The sequence below is a fragment of the Cobetia sp. ICG0124 genome (assembly GCF_004006355.1).
Lineage (GTDB): Bacteria > Pseudomonadota > Gammaproteobacteria > Pseudomonadales > Halomonadaceae > Cobetia > Cobetia marina.
In genome coordinates, this window is sequence record NZ_CP024893.1 from 19,331 (window position 1) to 39,284 (window position 19,954).

Annotated in this window: 19 protein-coding genes and 1 pseudogene; 12 read left to right on the plus strand and 8 right to left on the minus strand. The window is 65.1% G+C overall.

Annotated features, from left to right (window positions below; genetic code table 11):
• Positions 1-102: 102 nt before the first annotated feature.
• The 7 genes from CU110_RS00095 to cysZ all read left to right on the plus strand — a co-directional run bounded on the left by CU110_RS00095 (position 103) and on the right by cysZ (position 7,179).
• On the plus strand, positions 103-1,203 hold the full coding sequence (locus tag CU110_RS00095; protein ID WP_077379831.1) for a TRAP transporter substrate-binding protein: 1,101 nt from the start codon (positions 103-105) through the stop codon (positions 1,201-1,203).
• A gap of 67 nt (positions 1,204-1,270) precedes the next feature.
• A complete protein-coding gene (locus CU110_RS00100) occupies positions 1,271-2,152 on the plus strand; it encodes a phosphate ABC transporter substrate-binding protein (RefSeq protein ID WP_205694050.1) in 882 nt (293 codons plus the stop codon).
• 57 nt (positions 2,153-2,209) lie between these two features.
• Positions 2,210-3,244, plus strand: a complete 1,035-nt coding sequence (locus tag CU110_RS00105; RefSeq protein WP_240665429.1) for an ABC transporter permease subunit — start codon at positions 2,210-2,212, stop codon at positions 3,242-3,244.
• Positions 3,241-4,809: a phosphate ABC transporter permease PstA gene (gene pstA / locus CU110_RS00110; RefSeq protein WP_127734279.1), complete on the plus strand. Its 1,569-nt coding sequence runs from the start codon at positions 3,241-3,243 to the stop codon at positions 4,807-4,809. The genes CU110_RS00105 and pstA overlap by 4 nt, the downstream gene beginning before the upstream one ends.
• Positions 4,806-5,612 (plus strand): phosphate ABC transporter ATP-binding protein PstB, encoded by an 807-nt coding sequence (gene pstB, locus CU110_RS00115; RefSeq protein WP_127734281.1) that lies wholly within the window; start codon positions 4,806-4,808, stop codon positions 5,610-5,612. The genes pstA and pstB overlap by 4 nt, the downstream gene beginning before the upstream one ends.
• An 82-nt stretch (positions 5,613-5,694) precedes the next feature.
• Positions 5,695-6,438 (plus strand): phosphate signaling complex protein PhoU, encoded by a 744-nt coding sequence (gene phoU, locus CU110_RS00120; protein WP_127734283.1) that lies wholly within the window; start codon positions 5,695-5,697, stop codon positions 6,436-6,438.
• 12 nt (positions 6,439-6,450) lie between these two features.
• Positions 6,451-7,179 (plus strand): sulfate transporter CysZ, encoded by a 729-nt coding sequence (gene cysZ, locus CU110_RS00125; RefSeq protein WP_084207711.1) that lies wholly within the window; start codon positions 6,451-6,453, stop codon positions 7,177-7,179.
• On the opposite strand, the gene phoR is transcribed toward cysZ, so the two are convergent.
• The 4 genes and pseudogenes from phoR to CU110_RS00145 form a co-directional block, all read right to left on the minus strand.
• Positions 7,103-8,479, minus strand: a complete 1,377-nt coding sequence (gene phoR, locus CU110_RS00130) for a phosphate regulon sensor histidine kinase PhoR (protein WP_127734285.1) — start codon at positions 8,477-8,479, stop codon at positions 7,103-7,105. The two genes, cysZ and phoR, sit on opposite strands and share 77 nt — an antisense overlap.
• Before the next feature lie 7 nt (positions 8,480-8,486).
• On the minus strand, positions 8,487-9,176 hold the full coding sequence (phoB, locus tag CU110_RS00135; RefSeq protein ID WP_077379851.1) for a phosphate regulon transcriptional regulator PhoB: 690 nt from the start codon (positions 9,174-9,176) through the stop codon (positions 8,487-8,489).
• Positions 9,177-9,305: 129 nt separating this feature from the next.
• Positions 9,306-10,154 (minus strand): 4-hydroxybenzoate octaprenyltransferase, encoded by an 849-nt coding sequence (ubiA, locus tag CU110_RS00140; protein ID WP_276317936.1) that lies wholly within the window; start codon positions 10,152-10,154, stop codon positions 9,306-9,308.
• Positions 10,155-10,257: 103 nt separating this feature from the next.
• Positions 10,258-10,665, minus strand: a pseudogene (locus CU110_RS00145) (chorismate lyase); the annotation flags it as partial.
• A gap of 78 nt (positions 10,666-10,743) precedes the next feature.
• On the opposite strand from CU110_RS00145, the gene CU110_RS00150 reads away from it, so the two are divergent.
• From CU110_RS00150 to CU110_RS00160, 3 genes are all read left to right on the plus strand, one after another.
• Positions 10,744-11,928: an FAD-dependent oxidoreductase gene (locus CU110_RS00150; RefSeq protein ID WP_084207714.1), complete on the plus strand. Its 1,185-nt coding sequence runs from the start codon at positions 10,744-10,746 to the stop codon at positions 11,926-11,928.
• A gap of 123 nt (positions 11,929-12,051) precedes the next feature.
• Positions 12,052-12,327 (plus strand): HU family DNA-binding protein, encoded by a 276-nt coding sequence (locus tag CU110_RS00155; RefSeq protein ID WP_024952843.1) that lies wholly within the window; start codon positions 12,052-12,054, stop codon positions 12,325-12,327.
• A 34-nt stretch (positions 12,328-12,361) separates the two neighbouring features.
• Entirely contained in the window at positions 12,362-12,718 is a 357-nt protein-coding gene (locus CU110_RS00160; RefSeq protein ID WP_084207715.1) for a hypothetical protein, read from the plus strand.
• Positions 12,719-12,726: 8 nt separating this feature from the next.
• Here CU110_RS00160 and CU110_RS00165 read toward each other — a convergent pair whose 3' ends face one another.
• A complete protein-coding gene (locus CU110_RS00165) occupies positions 12,727-13,143 on the minus strand; it encodes a DUF2780 domain-containing protein (protein ID WP_077379862.1) in 417 nt (138 codons plus the stop codon).
• A 58-nt stretch (positions 13,144-13,201) separates the two neighbouring features.
• Between CU110_RS00165 and yccS the strand changes: the two genes are divergently transcribed.
• Complete coding sequence (yccS, locus tag CU110_RS00170) at positions 13,202-15,454, plus strand: YccS family putative transporter (RefSeq protein ID WP_084207716.1); 2,253 nt, start codon at positions 13,202-13,204, stop codon at positions 15,452-15,454.
• A 33-nt stretch (positions 15,455-15,487) separates the two neighbouring features.
• Here the strand turns inward: yccS and recG are convergent, their stop codons facing one another.
• Positions 15,488-17,629 carry an ATP-dependent DNA helicase RecG gene (gene recG / locus CU110_RS00175; protein ID WP_084207717.1) on the minus strand — a complete coding sequence of 714 codons (2,142 nt, stop codon included), beginning with the start codon at positions 17,627-17,629 and terminating at the stop codon, positions 15,488-15,490.
• Entirely contained in the window at positions 17,626-18,591 is a 966-nt protein-coding gene (locus tag CU110_RS00180; RefSeq protein WP_077379868.1) for a hydrogen peroxide-inducible genes activator, read from the minus strand. The genes recG and CU110_RS00180 overlap by 4 nt, the downstream gene beginning before the upstream one ends.
• Positions 18,592-18,662: 71 nt before the next feature.
• Between CU110_RS00180 and CU110_RS00185 the strand changes: the two genes are divergently transcribed.
• Complete coding sequence (locus CU110_RS00185; RefSeq protein ID WP_077379870.1) at positions 18,663-19,550, plus strand: NAD-dependent epimerase/dehydratase family protein; 888 nt, start codon at positions 18,663-18,665, stop codon at positions 19,548-19,550.
• Between the two features lie 10 nt (positions 19,551-19,560).
• On the opposite strand, the gene CU110_RS00190 is transcribed toward CU110_RS00185, so the two are convergent.
• Positions 19,561-19,950 (minus strand): RidA family protein, encoded by a 390-nt coding sequence (locus CU110_RS00190; RefSeq protein ID WP_077379872.1) that lies wholly within the window; start codon positions 19,948-19,950, stop codon positions 19,561-19,563.
• Positions 19,951-19,954 lie beyond the last annotated feature (4 nt).

Genomic DNA, 19,954 nt, shown 5'->3' on the forward strand with positions numbered 1-19,954 from the left:
GGTGCAGTTGTGGGCCATCCATGGGTCGCGGCATAGTGGCAGATAATCTGCTGTCTTGATGCCGCGTCATGCATTGCCCACAACTCGAACAAGGAACGCCCCATGCAACGCCGCCGTTTTCTCTCTGCTCTGGGGGCCGGTGCTGCCGGTCTCGCCGCTGCACCTTTCGTCTCCACGGCCAATGCCGCCGAGGAGGAAACCATCCACTGGAAGATGGTGACCTCCTGGCCGAAGAACTTCCCGGCACTGGGCACCGGTGCCAATGAGTTCGCCAGTCTGATCGGGAAGCTTTCCGGTGGTCGTCTTCAGGTCAAGGTCTATGGGGCCGGTGAGATGGTGCCGGCTTTGGAAGTCTTCGACGCCGTGTCTTCCGGGACAGCCCAGATGGGCCACTCGGCGTCCTATTACTGGAAGGGCAAGGTACCTGCCGCCCAGTTCTTCACCGCCGTGCCCTTCGGCATGAATACCACCGAGACCAACGCCTGGCTGTATCACGGCGATGGCATGAAGCTGTGGGACGAGATCTACGCGCGTCACAACCTCAAGCCGCTGGCGGTGGGCAATACCGGCACCCAGATGGCCGGCTGGTTCAACAAGGAAGTGAACAGTCTCTCGGACATGAAAGGCCTGAAGATCCGCCTGCCGGGGCTCGCGGGTGAAGTGATGAACCGCATCGGTGCCAGTGCGGTGAATCTGCCGGGCAGCGAGATCTTCACTGCGATGGAGACCGGTGTGATCGACGCCACCGACTGGGTCGGTCCCTACAATGATCTGGCCTTCGGTCTGCATCAGGTGGCCAAGTATTACTACTCCCCGGCCTGGAACGAGCCCTCCGCCATTCTCGAAGGCACCGTCAATCTCGAGGCCTGGCAGGCGTTGCCGGAAGACCTCCAGCAGGTGGTGATCCAGGCAGCCAGGATTGCCAATCATGCGATGGTGGATGAATTCGCGCTGCGCAATGCCACCGCCCTGACCTCGCTGGTCGAGGAACATGGCGTTGAGCTGCGCGAATTTCCGCAGGATGTCTACGCGGCGCTGTTCAAGGCGTCCAACGAGGTGCTGGACGAGTTCATCGCCAAGGATGAGGACGCCAGGCGTGTCTACGAGTCCTACCGCGCCTTCCAGCAGCAGGTCGCCCCCTGGACGCGCATCGGTGAACAGGGCTTCCTTGATGCGCGTGCCCGGGTGCTGGGCGAGAGCTGAGCTGCACAATGAAAAAGCCGCCCCTGAGGGCGGCTTTTTCCTGGCCGAGGTACCTGAATATCGCCCCGTGCCGGGGGTCGTCGGCAACCTGACGGCCGTGGGCTCCGATACCCTCTCGGTGCTGGTGACGCGGTGGGCGGCTCAGCTGCGTCGCTACCATCCAGGGGTGCGGGTCCAGTTGCAGGCAGCGGGGTCCTCGACGGCGCCGCCTGCCTTGATTGCCGGCACCACACGGGTGGGGCTGATGTCGCGGCCGATGAGCGATCAGGAGCGCCAGGACTTCATCCGGGCATTCGGGTATCCGCCATTGGAAGTCCCCGTGGCGCTGGATGCCATGGGCATCCTCGTACATCGCCGCAATCCGCTGGAGACGATCAGCATCGCGCAGCTCGATGCCATCTTCTCGGCCAGTCATGAGTGTGGCAGTCAGCGGGCCGATCGGTGGGGGCAACTGGGGCTGTCGGGAGACTGGGCTGAGCGTCAGATCAGCCGCTTCGGGCGCAGTGCCACCTCCGGGACCTACGGTGCCTTCCGGCGTGTCGCCCTGTGTGGCGGCGACTTCCGACTGGACGTGAGTGAGCAACCGGGGTCGGCGTCGATCATCGGCGCCGTGGGCTCCTCGCCGGGCGGGATCGGCTACGCCAGCTTCAGCACCTCATCTCCCATGGTCAAACAGCTGTCGGTGAGTCGTGACGCCGGCAGCATGGCGATATTTCCGAGTCGGGCCAGTATCCGCGACGGGCGTTACCCGCTGACACGCGCCCTGTACATCTACGTCAATCGTGTGCCAGACGAGCCGCTGCCGTCATTGGAGCAGGCGTTCCTGTCGTTGATCATGTCGCGTCAGGGACAACAGGCCATCCTGCGGGAAGGCTATGTACCGTTGCCGGACGATCAGCTGAACCAGTGGCGTGAACGTCTGGGGCTGGATGAGGGCGAGGGTCTCTGACTGGGGGCTCTTGAACAGGCCTATGCGGGTCTCGAGATCCGTGATCCGCATCAGGTCGTGGGGCTTGGCGCGATCTTCGGCAAGGTCTGGTATGAGGGGCGTGACGCACCGGCCTGGATCTGGCAGCTGGAGAGCACCGGTGCCCATGAACCCCGCCTGTCGCTGGTACCCATCATGTGGGGGACGCTCAAGGTCGCGCTGGTCGGCCTGCTGTTTGCCGTGCCGTTGGGACTGGGCTGTGCCATCCATGTGGCCTGTTTCATGGCCCCGCGCCAGCGGGCGCGCATCAAGCCGATGCTGGAGATGATGGAGGCCTTGCCCACGGTGGTGATCGGCTTCATCGCGGCGCTGGTGGTCGCGCCCTTCGTCGAGCGTGAATTGATGGCCGTGCTGCTGGGGCTGGTACTGATTCCGCTGGGCACCATGGTGGCCGGTTTCGTGTGGACCCTGTCGCCGCGCGCACTGCGCAGCCTGATGCCGGAAAACATGGCCGCCTTCGGGCTGTTGCCGCTGCTGATGCTGCTGCTGTGGCTGGATGTGACGCTGGCTCATCAACTGGAAGCCTGGTGGTTCGAGGGCGACATCCGTCAATGGCTGTTTGCCCATCACGGCATCGATTACGCCCAGCGCAATACCCTGGTGACCGGCATGGCGCTGGGGCTGGCGGTGATGCCGACACTCTTCACGCTCAGTGAGGATGCGCTGTCCTCAGTCCCTCGCGGACTGGCGGCGGGGTCCGCGGCACTGGGGGCGACACCCTGGCAGAGTCTGCGCCGCGTGATCCTGCCGGCCGCCGCCGTCGGGCTGTTCTCCGCGGTGATGATCGGCATGGGGCGCGCCGTGGGCGAGACGATGATCGTGTTGATGGTCGCCGGCAACACGCCGCTGGTGGATGCCAGCCTGTTCGAGGGAGTGCGCTCACTGGCGGCGACCCTGGCGATCGAGTTGCCGGAAGCCGAGGTCGGCAGCAGCCATTACCGCCTGCTGTTCCTTGCCGCGCTGGCCTTGTTCCTCTTCACCTTCGTGGTCAATACGCTGGCGGAAGTGCTGCGGCTGCGCTTCATGCCGCCGCAACGTGGAGGCTGGGGATGAGTCGTCCTGATGCGGTACCGCCGTCCTCGTTGCTCAGACCTCGTGAGCCTGTGACGGCGCGTCTGGCGCGTTACTGGCGTGATGGTGGCCCCTGGGGCTGGCTGAATGCCATGGCGGTCAGTGTCTCGCTGGTACTGGTGCTGGGGCTGATCAGCCTGCTGGTGGTGGGCTCGCTCAGTCACTTCTGGCCCTCACGGCTGGTCGAGGTCGAACTCACCACCCAGCCGGGGCAGAGCGTCACGGCGCTCAAGACTACCCGTGGCGAGCCGGCGGCGGACAACCGTCACCTGCTGGGCGAATTGATGCATGAGGAGCTGCGTCCCTCGGCAGCGGACACCGGTGATCAGCAACGTGAGCGACAGTCGCAGCGCTGGTGGCTGCTGCAGACCTCCTCTCAGGATGGGGCCTCGGCGAGCTGGCAGTGGCTGCCGGATACCCTGATGGAGAATATCCGCTTTCCTCGCCAGGCACTGATGCTGGAAATGCGCGACGGGCGAGTGCTGTATGGCATGGCCAGAGCGCTGAGTGATCCGCTCACCGGTGAGCTGGATCATTCTCCGGAGCTCGAGACGACACGCGAGGCACTGATCACCCGTGAGGGGCAATTGCTGGCCCTCCGGGGAGCCCTGGACGCCGGCCAGCTGCTGCTCGGGGGCAATGGCGGTCATGAGGGGCGCATCGCGCTGAATGACATCCGTCATGTCTGGCAGCCGAATGCCATGGGCTTTGGCGGACGACTGTTGCTGACGCTGGAGCGCTTTCGCGACTTCGTCTCCGGCTCGCCCAATGAAGGCAGTGGCGGCATCTGGCCCGCCATCTTCGGTACCGTGCTGATGGTGGTGCTGATGGCGATTCTGGTGATGCCCTTCGGCGTGATGGCGGCCCTCTATCTACACGAGGTCGCGCATCAGGGGCGTCTCACGCGGCTGACCCGCATCGCGCTGCGCAATCTCGCCGGCGTGCCTTCCATCGTCTATGGGGTCTTCGGGCTGGGGTTCTTCGTCTACGGGCTGGGGGCCGGCCTGGATGAACTGTTCTTTTCCGAGCGTCTGCCGACCCCCACCTTCGGCACCGGTGGATTGCTGTGGGCATCGCTGACGCTGGCGCTGCTGACGCTGCCGGTGGTGATCGTGGCCACGGAGGAGGGGCTGGCGCGGGTGCCGCATCGCCTGCGCGAAGGCGCGCTGGCACTGGGTGCCACGCGCTTTGAGACCCTCAGGCGCGTGGTGATACCCGCGGCATCTCCGGCCTTGATGACCGGGCTGATTCTGGCGGTGGCGCGTGCGGCAGGCGAGGTCGCGCCCTTGATGCTGGTCGGCGTGGTCAAGCTGGCGCCGGACCTGCCGCTGGATGACAGCTTCCCGTGGCTGCATCTGGATCGCAAGTTCATGCACCTCGGCCATCAGGTCTATGATCTGGCCTTCCAGAGCAGCGATGCCTTCAGCAGTCGCCCGCTGGTCTACGCGACCGCGCTGGTGCTGGTGGTCGTGATCCTGTGCCTCAATCTGAGTGCCATTCGCCTGCGTCACATGCTGGCACAACGTTACAAGGGAGCCACCGAATGAAGCGTGACTCTGCACAGGACACGTGCCTGGAAACCCGCCACCTGTGCCTCGATTATCAGGCGCAGGTGGGCAAGGAGCGTCACCGACGGCGTGCGCTTGACGATATCAGCCTGCGCATCGCGCGCAAGCGCGTGACGGCTTTCATCGGTCCCTCGGGATGTGGCAAGTCGAGCCTGCTGCGCACCTTCAATCGCATGACTGATCTCGATGAGCAGTCACGCCTGAGCGGCAAGGTCTGGCTGGAAGGCGAGGACATCCATGCCCGGGGCGTGGATGTCCCCATGCTGCGCCGGCGCGTCGGCATGGTGTTCCAGACGCCCAACCCCTTTCCGATGTCGGTCTACGAGAACGTGGCCTTCGGGCTGAGGCTGGTCGGCGAGAATGACAAGCGCCATCTGGATGACAAGGTCGAATCCTGTCTGCGGGCCGCGGCGCTGTGGGAGGAAGTGAAGGACCGGCTGTTCGACAGCGCGCTGGGGCTTTCCGGTGGCCAGCAGCAGCGCCTGGTGATCGCGCGCACGCTGGCGGTGGAGCCGGAAGTCCTGCTGCTGGATGAGCCAGCCTCGGCGCTGGACCCGATCTCGACGCTCAAGATCGAGGAGCTGATCCGCTCGCTGCGCTCACGCCTGACGTTGGTCATCGTCACCCACAACATGCAGCAGGCAGCACGTGTCTCGGATGCCACGGCCTTTCTGCATGAAGGGCAGCTGGTGGAATATGCCCCGACCGATCAGCTGTTCACCAATCCGCGTCGTCGCCAGACCGAGGACTACATCACCGGTCGTTTCGGGAGTGAAATATAACTGCAATCAAGAGGCGTCATGCTAGGAGGGAGCCGCCTGCGCCAGCCGCCTGCCTCGGCGGATGACTTCCCGGGAGAGGGTAATGGATATCACCAGCGATTCGCACGGCAAGCACATATCCCAGCAGTTCAATCACGAGCTGGATGCGCTGAAGACACACCTGCTGGCCATGGGCGGTCTGGTGGAGAAGCAGCTGCAGGATGCCGTCACGGCCCTGCTGGAGGGTGACAGCGAGACGGCGACACGCGTGCGTGACAATGACAAGGCCGTCAACGACATGCAGCTGAAGATCGATGACGAGTGCACCCGCGTGCTGGCGCGCCGTCAGCCGGCGGCCTCCGATCTGCGTCTGGTGCTGGCCGTGATTCGCGCCACCTCGGACCTGGAGCGTATCGGCGATGAATCCAGCAAGATCGCGCGCAATGCCATCTCGCTGGTCGAGAACGGCCAGAGCCCGCGTGGCATGGTCGAGGTTCGTCACCTCAGTCAGCATGTGCGCAGCATGGTGCGTGACTCGCTGACCGCCTTCGCCCGCTTCGATACGGATCTGGCGCTCAAGGTACTGCGTGAGGATGCCTCGGTGGATCTGGAATACCAGAGCGCGATGCGTTCGCTGATGACCTTCATGATGGAAGACGCGCGCCAGATCACCCCGGTGCTCAACGTGATGTGGATTCTGCGTGCGCTGGAGCGTATCGGGGATCACGCCGACAACCTCGCCGAGTACGTCATCTTCCTGGTCAAGGGCGTGGACGTGCGTCACACCGACACCCATGACCTCCAGCCGCAGGATCTCGACAAGGGGCAGCCGCCTTTCACGAAATGACGAGGACGTCGCATGATTGATGCCGTATCGGCGCTGGTCCGCGGGACCCGCATGGTCTATACCCCCGGGCTACGCCGTTTCGTGTTCGTACCACTGGCGATCAACCTGGTGCTCTACAGTGCCACGCTGTGGCTGTTGTTCAGCCAGTTCGAGGGCTGGATCGATTACTGGATGCTCAAGGTGCCCAGCTGGCTGGAATGGCTGAGCTGGTTGATCTGGCCGGTGCTGGTGCTGAGTCTGTTGCTGGCGGTGTTCTTCACCTTCAGCCTGGTGACCAATCTGATCGCGGCGCCGTTCTACGGCATTCTGGCCGAGAAGGTCGAGCATCGACTGGATGGCACCCTGATCGAGGATGAGCGTGGCCTGGTGAAGATCGGGATCGACTCGCTGGGGCGCGAGATGGCCAAACTGGGTTACTTCATTCCCCGCATGATCGCGCTGTTCATTCTCGGCTTCATTCCGGGCCTGAATCTGCTCTCACCGCTGCTGTGGGGGCTGTTCTCGGCCTGGAGCATGGCGATCCAGTATCTGGACTATCCGATGGACAACCATCAGGTCAGCTTCGGCGACATGAAGCAGCGTCTCAAGGCGCGCTGGTGGCCGTCACTGACCTTCGGTGGTGCCGTGTTCGTGCTGACGCTGGTGCCCTTGGCCAACCTGCTGTTCATTCCCGGGGCCGTGGCGGGTGCCGTCCTGATGTGGCAGAGCCACTACCGACAGCTGCCTGCCCCGCGCCGCTGAGCCAGGCTGCAGTCGTCGCGCAGCGGCGTTCCGCCGGGAAATGACAACGGAAGCGTGCGCCCTCGCCGGGCAGGCTGTCGATCTCCAGGCGGCCCTGATGGCGGATCAGCACATGCTTGACGATGGCCAGTCCCAGCCCGGTGCCACCAGTGGCGGTGCTGCGTCCCTTGTCGATGCGATAGAAGCGCTCCGTCAGGCGCGGTAGATGCACGGGATCAATGCCGTCACCGTCATCCTCCACCTCGACCATCACGCCCTCGCTGGTGCTCTGGCAGCGCAGCGTGATGTGGCAGTCTTCCGGCGTGTAACGCACCGCATTGAAGACCAGATTCGAGATCGCGCTTCTCAGCTCCTGCTCCTCACCCATCAGGGCCAGTCCGGGCTCGACCGCCACCGTGATGACATGCCGCTCCTTCGAGAGGCCTTCGGCATCTTCCCGGATACGCGTCAGCAGCTGTGCCATGTCGATGCGACGTCCTTCGCCCGACAGCTCGTCGGTCTCCAGGCGCGACAGGGTCAGCAGATCCTCGACGAGGTGCTGCATGCGGTCGGTCTGACTCTGCATCTGTCCCAGGCCACGCTGCCAGCGCGGGGGCAGGTCATCGGCATAGTCGGAATAGGTCTCGAGATAGCCGGCCAGTACCGTCAGCGGCGTGCGCAGCTCATGGGAGACATTGGCCACGAAGTCGCGGCGCATTTCCTCGAGACGGTAGAGACGGGTGACATCGCGCACCATCACCAGGCGCTCGTTGTCACCGAACAGGGTGATGGAGATCTGCAGGGTCAGGTTGTCGGAGAGCGGCGATTGCAGGGTCAGCGGCTCACGATAGGCCAGCCGATTGAAGTAATCGATGAACACGGGGTCACGCAGATAGTTGGTGACGTGCTGGCCGCGGTCGTGACTGGCCTTGAGGCCGATCAACTGCTCGGCAGCGCTGTTCCACCACTCCATGTCGCCGTGATTGTCGAGCATCACCAGGCCATCGCGCATCGCTTCCGAGGATTCCTGGATGCGATTGAGGATACTGCGCAGTCGCTCCTGCGCCTGACGCTGACCCTTCTGGTAGCGATACAGACGATCGAGCAGATCCCCCCAGACGCCATCGCCGGGCGGCGGCTCTTCATGGGGGTTGGTGATCAGCCAGGTGTAGAGGCTCTTGAGGTGCTTGAGATGGACGAACAGGTACAGCGCCAGCCCCAGCGCCAGGCCCCAGCCCAGCAGGCCGAGCAGTCCGCCGACCAGCCCGAAGCCGCCCGCCAGATAGCCCAGCCGCCATAGCTCGTTCGTCCAGTAGCGCATCCGCGTCTCAGGCCTGGGCGCTGAAGCGATAACCGGTACCGCGGACGGTCTGGATCAAGTGCTGATGCCCCTCGCCCAGCGCCTTGCGCAGACGACGAATGTGCACGTCCACGGTGCGCTCCTCGACATAGACATTGCCGCCCCAGACCTGATCCAGCAGCTGGCTGCGGGTGTAGGCGCGCTCCTGATGGGTCATGAAGAACTGCAGCAGGCGGTATTCGGTGGGGCCGACCTCCAGGGAGTTGCCGTGTGCGGTCACGCGGTGGCTGGCGGGGTCGAGCATCAGACCCTCGACTTCCACCGACTCCTCGACGCCCTTGGGCGTGGTGCGGCGCAGCACGGCCTTGAGGCGTGCCACCAGCTCGCGTGGCGAGAAGGGCTTGGTGATGTAATCGTCCGCCCCGGCCTCGAGCCCCTGGATCTTGTTGTCTTCCTCGCCCTTGGCGGTGAGCAGGATGATCGGCAGCTCCGCCGTGGTCTCGTCACGCTTGAGGCGGCGCGCCAGTTCCAGCCCGCTGGTGCCGGGCATCATCCAGTCCAGCAACAGCAGATCGGGCTTTTCATCGACGACGATGGCGTGGGCGTCCTGGGCATTGTCGGCCTCCAGCACGCGGTAATCCGCCATTTCCAGGGCGACGGCGATCATCTCGCGTATCGAGGATTCGTCGTCGACAATCAGTACGGTCTTGGAGCTCATCGCTAGATCCCATGCAGCAGTCGGCGCACGCGCCAGAATGACAAGTCGATGACGATTACAACCTGCTTATATGACAGTGAGATGACAATCGCCAGCTTGGCAGCTTGCCGCCCGGCTTGCCAGCAGGGGTCAGGCAGCTGGCCAGGTCGCCAGCGCGATGCCCGCGAAGATCAGCAGGCCGGACCAGTGGTTGTTGAGAAATGCCTGGAAGCAGGGGCCACGCTCCCGCTCGCGAATCAGGCGCTGCTGCCAGACGAAGGTCACGGCCGCCGCGGCCAGCCCCAGCCAGTAGAAGATGCCCAGCGCCAGGTGCAGGCCGATGCCGATCAACACCGCCAGCATGCCCAGCTGCAGCAGACCGATCATCAGCGTGTCGGCGCGGCCGAACAGCACGGCGGTGGACTTGATGCCGACCTTGAGGTCGTCATTGCGATCGACCATCGCATAGGCGGTGTCGTAGGCCACCGTCCACATCAGATTGGCCGCGAACAGCCACCAGCCATAGGTCGGCACCTCCTCAAGCGTCGCCGCGAAGGCCATCGGAATCGCCCAGCCGAAGGCGGCACCCAGCACCACCTGCGGCAGATGATGGAAGCGCTTCATGAACGGATAGCTGGCCGCCAGCAGCACGGCGACGATCGACAGCAGCACCGTGGTCAGGTTGGTGAAGCACACCAGCACGAAGGCGGCCGCGACCAGCACACCGAACAGGGTCAGCGCCTCGCGCTCCGTGATGCGTCCTGAGGTCAGCGGGCGATCCCGGGTGCGTTCGACATGCTTGTCCCAGTGGCGATCCGCGTAGTCGTTGATCACGCAGCCGGCGGCACGCATCAGATAGACGCCAGCCACGAAGATCAGCAGCGTATCGCGGTCCGGTAGCCCATCGGCCGCCAGCCACAGGGCCCATAGGGTCGGCCACATCAGCAGCCAGGTGCCGATGGGGCGGTCCAGACGAGTCAGGGCGAGGTAATCGGCCAGTTTGGACGGGCGGGAAGCGGAGTTCCAGAGCGTGCTGGAACCGAGGGGTGAAACCTTCCTGGACCAGTACCCGGAAGCGACCGTGCGAGAACATCGAGCGGCGCATCCACAGGCTGGCGGTGCGTGCCAGCGGCTGCGTGCTGGCAAGTCTCAGTGGCGCCCGGCTGACATCGATGGCGCTGCGGGTCAGGTCGGGCTGGCGGAACAGCCAATGGCCCAGCGAGCCTTCGCCGAGCGTCGAAAGACGGTGGCCATGGGCCAGGTCCAGCGCCGCCAGCGAGCGCGCGATCACCCAGGGCTCATCGCCATGACACAGGGCCACTTCGCGCCGCCAGACATGGCGTCGTGGCGCGATACCCAGCATCCGCGCCTCATCACGCCGGGCAGGGCCGGTGTCCTGCAGCAGCAGGCGCACGCGCAGCCCCTGACCATCGAGCATGCGCATGGCGTGATCGAGACGCTGGGTCAGCGAGTCACTGGAGGACAGCCATGGCCACCAGCCGGCCGGCATGACGCCTTGCAGGCTCGCGGCGGGCTGCCAGTGACGGCGGACCGCCGTCCTCTCGGATCGATCTCAGGAGATGGCGCCATGCGCGACCCTCGTACCCTTGTCATCATCGGCACCGGCATGGCCGGCATTGGCCTGGCGCGTGCCCTGCGTGCGCGTGACAAGGACAGTCGACTGATCCTGGTCAGTCAGGACAGTGGCCACGATTACGCCAAGCCTCTGCTGTCCACCGCCTTTGCCAAGGGCATGAGCGCCCGGGCATTGGCACGGCAGACCTCCGTGGCCCTGGTGGATGAACTGGACGCCGAGCTGCGCACCCATCAGCGAGTGACGAGCATCGATACCCACGCGCGACAGGTCTGGCTGGGCGAGGAATGCCTGGCCTATGACGAGCTGGTGCTGGCACTCGGTGCCGCGCCGCGGCGACCCTTCCCCATCGATGACTCGGTCGGCTCGCGCGTGATGAGCATCAATGATCTCGATGACTACGCCGCCTTCAGCGCCACGCTGACGGCAGCGCGTGAGGCGGGGGAGAGTGGCCGTGTCGTGATCGTCGGTGCCGGTCTGGTGGGGTGTGAATACGCCAATGACCTGAAAGCCGCAGGACATGAGGTCACCTTGGTCGCGGCGGGAGACACTCCGCTGGATGGCTTGCTTCCCCAGGCGCTCGGCCGGCGACTTGGCAAGGCCTTCGATGCCATCGGCGTGCGTCGGCTGCAAGGAGAGATGGTCGAGACCATCACCGCCGGCAAGGCAACGCAGGCGCCCGTCAGCGTGGTGCTGCAGAGTGGTCATGCGGTGGAGGGCTCGCTGGTGCTGCTGGCCACGGGGCTCGCGCCACGCATCAAGCTGGCACAGGGCGCGGGGTTGAGTGCTGGTGGGGACGGCATCCGCGTCGATCGTCACCTTGCCACCTCCCGGCCGCATGTCTGGGCGCTGGGAGACTGCGCCAGTGTCGAAGGGGTCAATGCCATGTACGTGCAGCCCCTGCAGGCCGCAGCCCGGGTGCTGGCCGCCAATCTGTGCGGCGAGGCGGTCGAGCTCGACTGGAAGGCCTGGCCCGTGCTGGTCAAGACACCGGCGCTGCCCATCGTGGCCTACCCGCCTCGGACGGCCGTGGCGCGCTGGGACATCACGGGCGAGGGAGATGATCTCGATGCACGCGCTCTCGATGCGAACGAACGCTTGATTGGATATGCGTTGACAGGCGCCTCCGTTCGCAGGAAAGTCGAGCTGGCGCGGCAGGCACCGCCGTTGCTAGGCTAGGCGATGCCATGGCCGATGGTCGCAGACCCCTTGAAGCCAGCGTAGTCAGGCACGATAGTGAAGTTTCCGTCAGAATCGGCGGCTGAGCCGCCCGTGCAGAATGCCAAACCAGGAGGGCTTTTCATGCGCAAGCCAGAACTCGCTGCGGCCATCGCCGAGCGTGCGGATCTGTCCAAGGACAAGGCTAGTCAAGTGTTGAACGTGATTCTCGACGAGATCACCCACACGGTCGCCAAGGGCAACGATGTTTCATTGATTGGTTTTGGCTCCTTCACGGTGCGTCAGCGTGCAGCGCGTACCGGCAAGAACCCCCAGACAGGCAAACCCCTGACCATCCCGGCCAGCAAGACAGTGGCCTTCAAGCCGGGCAAGTCATTGAAGGATGCGGTGACCAAGTAAGTCTGGTCCACGTCGCCGCGCAAGGAATGACGCCATGAAGCTCAAGTTGCTGTTGTGGGTACTGGGCCTGCTGCTCAAGCGTGCCTTCCGGCGCGACCCCGAATTTCGCGCTCAGCTCGAGACGCGTTCGCTGGATTGGGGCGTTGCCACGGAGGATCTGAGCATCGCGCGTCATTATCGGATGTCTCGGGAAGGTGTGACCTCCGGCACCGGTCTGCCGGTGGATACGGAGCTTGAGCTGCGCTTCGCGCATGCTGAGAGTGCGGTGGCCTTCCTGCTCAAGCCGTCTCCCAAGGCCTTCTTGAATGGCATGATGGAGCAGCGCGTGCGTCTGGTCGGGGATTCCGCCCAGCTCAATCGTCTGCAGTCATTGCTCAAGCGGATTCGCTGAACAAGGTGTCACAGCAGATGCTTGAGGCCCGGGATGCCCTCGATGACCTGGTCGACCACACCATCGCCGGCTTGCTCGCGCGCATAGCTCAGCGTCTCATCGGCCACGCCACGTGCCTGATCCATGTTCAGGTCCAGTCCCATCAGCTTCTGGCCCAGCTCCAGTGCTCCCCCTCCGCTGCCTCCGGTGAATGCACTGACCGCCCCCATCAGGCCGCCCATGAGGCCACCGCCCCCGGACTCGGCGGCTTCCTCGCCAGCGCTGCCGATCAACCCTTCGGCGCCCGGAATGGCTCCCAGCAGTGATGCCGCCGGCCCATCCGGGCCCTGTTCACGCACGAACTTGAGAATGAGGCCGACCGCCTGTTCGGCAATCTCCGGTGACAGCCCGAGGGCGCCAGTGACACGTTCGATGAGTGGGTGCATCGGTATTCTCCATGAAATCCGGGGTAGGCATGAGTGCGCCCTGGTCACGGAACACTTCATGACACGCTCCCTGCAACACTCGCTCATCCACTCCCTGCGTCGACTGTGGACGCTGGATGCCTTCAGCTATTCGCTGCGCATGCTCATCGCGCTGGGCGGTGTGATGGCGGTAGGGTTCTGGCTGGACGAGATGGCGCTGGTGATCCCGCTGTTTCTCGGCGTGATTGCCTCGGGACTGGCGGAAACGGATGACCATTGGCGCGGGCGACTGCGCGCGCTGGGCATGACACTGGCCTGCTTCAGCATCGCCGCCGTCTCGGTGGAACTGCTGTTCGGCATGCCGTTGCCCTTCGTGATCGGCCTGGCGCTGGCCACCTTCACTCTGCCGATGCTGGCGGCGATCGATGCCCGCTACGGGGCCATCGCCCGCGCCTCGCTGATTCTGGCCGTGTACACCATGATCAGTCTCGAGCAGCAGCATGGCGATGGGCAGATCGCGCTGCTGGAACGCAGCCTGCCCGAGTGGCTGCGTGAGCCGGGACTGGGCATCAATCTGGTCCAGCCGTTGCTGCTGGTGATCGGCGCGACCTGGTATGGCCTGCTGTCGGTACTGTGGTGCGCGCTGTTCTCGCGTCAGCCGCTCAAGCACAGCATGGCGACCCTCTACCGTGAACTGGGCCGCTATCTGATTCTCAAGGCTCAGCTGTTCGAGCCACTGCGCAACGTGGATCGCTCGGCGCGTCGTCTGGCGCTGGCGGAGCAGAATGGTCGCGTGGTCGTGGCGCTCAACCAGACCAAGGAGATGGTCTTCCGGCGTCTTGCCGGGCGGCGCGACACCAGCAAGCTGGATCGCTACCTGCGGCTCTACTTCATCGCCCAGGACCTTCATGAGCGGGCCAGTTCGAGCCATTACCCCTATGGCCAGCTCAGTGATGCCTTCTTCCACCACGATATCCTGTTCCGCTGTCAGCGCCTGCTGGAGCAGCAGGGCGGCGCCTGCAAGGGGCTGGGCCGGGCGCTGCTGATGCGTCAGCCCTTCGAGGCCAGTGACAGCCAGCAGGCGCTGGAAGACCTCAACGCCTCGCTCGAGTATCTCAAGCAGCAGCATCGGCCTGAATGGCGTCATCTGATGCAGGCGCTGGAGGCGCTGGCGGGCAACCTGCGGTTGATCGAAGGGCAGATCGAGCGACTCGGCGATCTGGAAGCCAGCAGCAGTGAAAGCGACAACAGCCTGCTGGATCGCTCGCCTCACGGCACGCGGGACATGCTCGAGCGCATTCGCAGCCATCTGACCCCGCGCTCGCCGATCTTCCGTCATTCACTGCGCCTGACCGCGACCCTGGTGGCCGGCTATGGCGTGCTGCTGGCGGTCCACCCGACCCAGGGCTACTGGATTCTGCTGACGGGGCTGTTCGTCTGCCGGCCCAGCTTCGGCGATACCCGGCGCACCCTGGCTCAGCGCATCGTCGGTACCTTGATCGGTCTGCTGGCCGGCTGGGCGCTGATCAGCCTGTTCCCGGCCCCCACCCTCCAGGCCGGCATCGCCGTGGTCGCGGGGGTGCTGTTCTTCGCCACGCGCGGGTCACGCTACACCCTGGCGACGGCGGCCATCACCCTGATGGTGCTGGCCTGCTTCAACCAGGTCGGTGATGGCTTCGATCTCATCTGGCCGCGACTGTTCGATACGCTGGTCGGTGGCCTGCTGGCGGGGCTTTCCGTGGTGTTGATCCTGCCGGACTGGCAGGGCCGCAAGCTCTATCGTCAGGCCGGTGTCAGCCTCAAGACCAGCGGGCGCTATCTGGGGGAGGTGCTGTCCCAGTATCGTCACGGCAAGCGCGATGACCTGGCCTACCGCCTGGCGCGGCGCAATGCCCACAATGCCGACGCCGCCTTCTCGAGCCTGCTGGCGACGGCGCGCAAGGAGCCGGGCCATTTCCGGCGTGACGTGGAACCGGGCTTCGGCTTCCTGCTCCATGCCCATACCGCGCTGGGGTATCTGTCGGCATTGGCGGCGCATCGTGGCGAGCTGGAATCTACCTCGTCCGCCAGCAGCGGCATCGAGACGCTGTTGCGCCATGGCGAGCGTCTGAGTCAGCAGCTGACGACATTGGGTGAGCAGCTGGAGGCGGGCGGCGAGATCACCCTCACGCTGGAAAGCGATCATGAGATCGCGGCGCTGGAGGCCGAGATCGAGCAGGTCGAGTCCACCACCGGGCGCCTGGCGCTGTCACAGCTGATTCTGGTGCTGCGGCTGTTGCAGCCGCTGGAAAGTGCCGGCACCCAGCTGATCAAGGCCAGCCGCGCCAGCTGAAGGAGTGCGTTGGGGGACAGGTGGGCAGGGCGCTCAGACGGCGCCGTATTGGCCAGCCGCCTCCCCCAGCCAGCGGCGGATCAGGGGCTCCGCGGCCTGGGGGGCCTCAGTGAGAATGGCGTCGGCCAGGGTGGTGGTCGGGGCGATCAGGTCGCTGTCACGCTCGAGATCGGCGATCTTCATCCCCGCCAGCCCCGTCTGGCGCGTGCCCAGCACTTCGCCGGGCCCGCGCAGCTCCAGGTCCTTCTCGGCGATCTTGAAGCCGTCGGTGGTCTCGCGCATCACCGCCAGGCGTTGCCTGGAGTGCTGAGAGAGCGGAGGATGATAGAGCAGCACGCAGAAGCTCTCGGTGCTGCCACGCCCGACACGCCCGCGTAGCTGGTGCAGCTGCGACAGGCCGAGACGCTCGGGGTTGTCGATCACCATCAGGCTGGCATTCGGCACATCGACCCCGACCTCGATCACCGTGGTGGCCACCAGCAGGTCATGTTCGCCTTCCTTGAACGCCGCCATCACCTCGGCCTTCTCGGCCGCCTTCATGCGGCCGTGCACCAGACCGATGGACAGCTCCGGCAACGCCTCGGTCAGCTCGTCACGCGTCACCTCGGCGGCCTGACAGGTCATCACCTCGGATTCCTCGATCAGCGTGCATACCCAATAGGCCTGACGACCCTCGGCGCAGGCGGCGCGAATGCGCTCGACCACCTCGGGGCGCCGCGGGTCGGCCACTGCCACGGTCTGTACCGGGGTACGCCCCGGGGGAAGCTCGTCGATCACCGAGAGATCGAGATCCGCGTAGGCGCTCATCGCCAGAGTGCGCGGGATCGGCGTGGCGGTCATGATCAGCTGATGGGGGGTCAGGCCGCCGGCCTCGCCCTTCTCGCGCAAGGCGAGACGCTGATGCACGCCGAAGCGATGCTGCTCATCGACGATCGCCAGCCCCAGGCGCTGAAAGGTCACGTCGGCCTGGAACAGCGCGTGAGTCCCGACCACCATGCGTGCCCGGCCATCGGCGATGGCCGCCTTGGCATCCAGCCGCGCCTTGCCCTTGAGCTTGCCGGCCAGCCACGCGACCTCGATGCCCAGTGGCTCCAGCCATTCGCGGAAGTTGCGATAGTGCTGCTCGGCGAGGATCTCGGTGGGGGCCATCAAGGCGGCCTGACAGCCACCACCGATGGCGATCAGGGCCGCCATTGCCGCCACCACCGTCTTGCCCGAGCCCACGTCGCCCTGCACCAGGCGCAGCATCGGCACTTCGCGCGCCAGGTCACGGCGTACCTCATCCAGCACACGGCGCTGGGCGCCGGTCAGCGAGAAGGGCAACTGGGCAAGAAAGCGGGTGCTCAGGCCACCGCTGGCGCTCAACGAGGGGGCGCCATCCTGCTGGATGCGCGCTCGCACCTGCCGCAGGCTCAGCTGATGGGCGAGCAGTTCTTCCTGGGCGAGACGCCGCTGACTGGGATGCACGCCGTCGCTCATCTGATCGACGGGCGCATCCGGCGGTGGCTCATGCAGGAAACGCAGGCATTCGATCACCCCGGGCAGGCGAAAGCGTGCGCGCAGGGTGTCGGGGATCAGGTCCGGCAGCTCATGGGGCGTCTCCTCGAGCTGCTTGAGGGCCTGGCCGATCAAGCCGCGCAGGCGCGCCTGATTGAGTCCTTCGGTGGCCGGATAGATGGGGGTGAGGTGGTCTTCCACCGGGGCCGCGCCCTGACCGAGCAGACGGTATTCCGGATGATAGATCTCGAGACCGGTGGCCCCGGCACGCGCCTCGCCGAAGCAGCGCACGCTGTGGCCACGCTGGAACTGCTGTTGCTGGGCGGGAGAGAAGTGGAAGAAGCGCAGACTGAGGATGCCGCTGCCATCGCGCAGGCGCACCAGCAGGCTGCGCCGGCGACCCTTGACGATGTCGCAGGCCGTCACCTCGCCTTCCACCACCGCCTCCATGCCGCTCTTGAGCGTGCCGATGGGGGTGACGCGAGTCCTGTCCTGATAACGCAGCGGCAGGTGGAAGAGCAGGTCCGCCACGCGCTCCAGTCCCAGCCGCGAGAGTTTCTCGCTCAGCGCGGGGCCGACCCCGCTCAGGCTGTCCAGCGGTTGCGCCAGCGCGCCGGTGGCAAAGACACCGGCGCTGGCGGGCCCGGCAGATGAGGCGTCCGTGCCCGCCCTGCTCATGCCGGTTCGTGGCTCTGGGAAGCGGAACCCTGCATGCCGTTCTCGTTGCTCTGGCGGGCGCGGGTCGAGCACTCGGCGATCGCCTGGCTGATCACGTCAATCGCCTTGGGGCGCGGGAAGCTGGCACGCCATGCCAGGGCCACGCTGCGGCTGGGGGCGGGGTCCTTGAAGGGACGTGTCTCGAGCACGCCGCTCTCGTAATGGCCGGTACCGGTGGCCGAGTAGGGCAGCACGGTGATACCGAGGCCTGAGGCGACCATGTGACGAATGGTCTCCAGCGAGCCCCCCTCGGCGATCAGGGTATTCTCGGGATTGTTGATCTGATGGCCGATGGCCGGACACGCCTCGAGAATCTGATCCCGGAAGCAGTGGCCCTCGCCCAGCATCAGCAGACGCTCATTGATCAATTGCTCCTTGGCGATGCTGTCCTGTTCGAGCAGCGCGTGACCCGATGGCAACAGCACCTCGAAGGGTTCTTCGTAGAGCGTCTTGGTCAGCACGTCGGTCTCGGTGAAGGGCAGCGCCACGATGATGATGTCCAGCTCACCGTTTCTGAGCTTGCGGCGCAGATCGCCGGTCATGCCCTCCTCGATGTAGAGCGGCATCTTCGGCGCACGCCGCGTCAGTTCCGGCACCAGATGCGGAAACAGGTAAGGTCCAATGGTATAGATGGCGCCGATGCGCAACGGGCTGGAGAGCTGATCCTTGCCGGCATTGGCCAGCTCCTTGATCACGCTGGACTGTTCCAGCACGCGCTGGGCCTGCTGAACGATCTTCTCGCCGAGCGGTGTGACCTGTACGGTGGACTTGGAACGCTCGAACAGTGCGACTCCCAGCTCCTCTTCCAGCTTCTTGACGGCCACCGACAGGGTCGGCTGCGAGACGAAGCAGCGCTCTGCGGCGCGTCCGAAATGACGCTCCTGGGCCAAGGTTACGATGTAGCGGAGTTCTGTTAGAGTCATGATTCCTGCCCGGAACTGGCATCCTGGGATGCGGTGGGTACCGATTCGTTTTACCAAGGAGCACGGCAAAGGTGAAGAAGACGAGTCTCATCCTCGGTTGTGGCGACGTTGGCAGCGCGCTGGCGCGCGAGCTGCTCAAGGCCGATCAGCACGTCATCGGTGTCAGACGCGATGTGTCCAGGCTGGCGGATCTCGGTATCGAGACGCTGGCACTGGACATCACCGCGGAAGGTGCTCTGGCCAGCTTGCCAGATGCCGACACCGTGGTACACGTGCTGAGCGCTGACCACTTCGACGAAGACGCCTATCGGGCCGCCTACGTCGATGGCATTCGTGCGCTGGTCGCGGAGCTGGAATCGCGTGCCAACCCGCCGACACGCGTATTCTTCGTGTCCTCAACCTCCGTCTACGCCCAGAAGGAAGGCGAAGAGGTCGACGAGCAGTCCCCCACCGACGCCACCAGCTTCTCGGGGCAGCTGATGCGGGAAGGCGAGCAGGTCCTGCTCGACTCCTCGCTCAATGGCACCGTGGTGCGCTTCTCCGGTATCTACGGGCCGGGTCGCGACATGCTGATCCGTCAGGCGCGCGATGGGCGCATCGCCGCCAGCAATCCGCCACTCTACTCCAACCGCATCCATCGTGACGACTGCGCGGGGGTGCTGGCGCACCTGATCGCACTGAGTCTCGAGGGCAAGCCGGTCGAGCCGATCTACCTGGCCACCGACTGTGATGGTGCACCGCTGCACGAGGTGATGGCGTGGTTGGCACGTCAGCTCAAGGTCGAATCCACCGAGGTGATCCAGTCGCCGCTGCGGCGTCGCTCCAGCAAGCGCTGCGGCAATGCGCTGCTGCTCGAGAGTGGCTATCGCTTCCGTTACCCGACCTTCCGCGAGGGCTATGCCGAGGTGCTCAAGGAGCATGGCGTGACGGTACCGGAGAGCGAGCTTTCCGGACGCTGAGCGCCGCTGATCAGTCGCCGATGACCATCACGCCCTCGGCTTCGAAGGCCACGCCCTTGGGCAGTGCCTTGACGCCGACGGCGGCACGCGCCGGGAAGGGCGCGCTGAAGAACTCTTCCATCACCGCGTTGACGCGAGCGAAGTCATCGAGGTCCGTCAGGTAGAGGTTGAGCTTGACGATGTCGCCCAGGCTGCCGGCGGCCTCTTCACACACGGCGCTCAGGTTGGTGAACACCTGACGCGCCTGCGCCTCGATACCGCCTTCGACGACTTCCATCGTCTGCGGGTCCAGCGGAATCTGGCCGGAGAGATAGACGGTGTTGCCCGCCTTGATGGCCTGGGAGTACGGCCCGATGGCAGCGGGTGCCTTGTCGGTGTTGATGATCGCGCGATTGCTCATGTTG

What these genes read in the sequence shown, in the direction of transcription:
- CU110_RS00095 (WP_077379831.1), top strand. Translation starts at nt 103, where the DNA reads ATGCAACGCCGCCGTTTTCTCTCTGCTCTGGGGGCCGGTGCTGCCGGT.
- pstA (WP_127734279.1), top strand. Translation starts at nt 3,241, where the DNA reads ATGAGTCGTCCTGATGCGGTACCGCCGTCCTCGTTGCTCAGACCTCGT.
- pstB (WP_127734281.1), top strand. Translation starts at nt 4,806, where the DNA reads ATGAAGCGTGACTCTGCACAGGACACGTGCCTGGAAACCCGCCACCTG.
- phoU (WP_127734283.1), top strand. Translation starts at nt 5,695, where the DNA reads ATGGATATCACCAGCGATTCGCACGGCAAGCACATATCCCAGCAGTTC.
- cysZ (WP_084207711.1), top strand. Translation starts at nt 6,451, where the DNA reads ATGATTGATGCCGTATCGGCGCTGGTCCGCGGGACCCGCATGGTCTAT.
- phoR (WP_127734285.1), bottom strand. Translation starts at nt 8,479, where the DNA reads ATGCGCTACTGGACGAACGAGCTATGGCGGCTGGGCTATCTGGCGGGC.
- phoB (WP_077379851.1), bottom strand. Translation starts at nt 9,176, where the DNA reads ATGAGCTCCAAGACCGTACTGATTGTCGACGACGAATCCTCGATACGC.
- CU110_RS00150 (WP_084207714.1), top strand. Translation starts at nt 10,744, where the DNA reads ATGCGCGACCCTCGTACCCTTGTCATCATCGGCACCGGCATGGCCGGC.
- CU110_RS00155 (WP_024952843.1), top strand. Translation starts at nt 12,052, where the DNA reads ATGCGCAAGCCAGAACTCGCTGCGGCCATCGCCGAGCGTGCGGATCTG.
- CU110_RS00160 (WP_084207715.1), top strand. Translation starts at nt 12,362, where the DNA reads ATGAAGCTCAAGTTGCTGTTGTGGGTACTGGGCCTGCTGCTCAAGCGT.
- CU110_RS00165 (WP_077379862.1), bottom strand. Translation starts at nt 13,143, where the DNA reads ATGCACCCACTCATCGAACGTGTCACTGGCGCCCTCGGGCTGTCACCG.
- yccS (WP_084207716.1), top strand. Translation starts at nt 13,202, where the DNA reads ATGACACGCTCCCTGCAACACTCGCTCATCCACTCCCTGCGTCGACTG.
- recG (WP_084207717.1), bottom strand. Translation starts at nt 17,629, where the DNA reads ATGAGCAGGGCGGGCACGGACGCCTCATCTGCCGGGCCCGCCAGCGCC.
- CU110_RS00180 (WP_077379868.1), bottom strand. Translation starts at nt 18,591, where the DNA reads ATGACTCTAACAGAACTCCGCTACATCGTAACCTTGGCCCAGGAGCGT.
- CU110_RS00190 (WP_077379872.1), bottom strand. Translation starts at nt 19,950, where the DNA reads ATGAGCAATCGCGCGATCATCAACACCGACAAGGCACCCGCTGCCATC.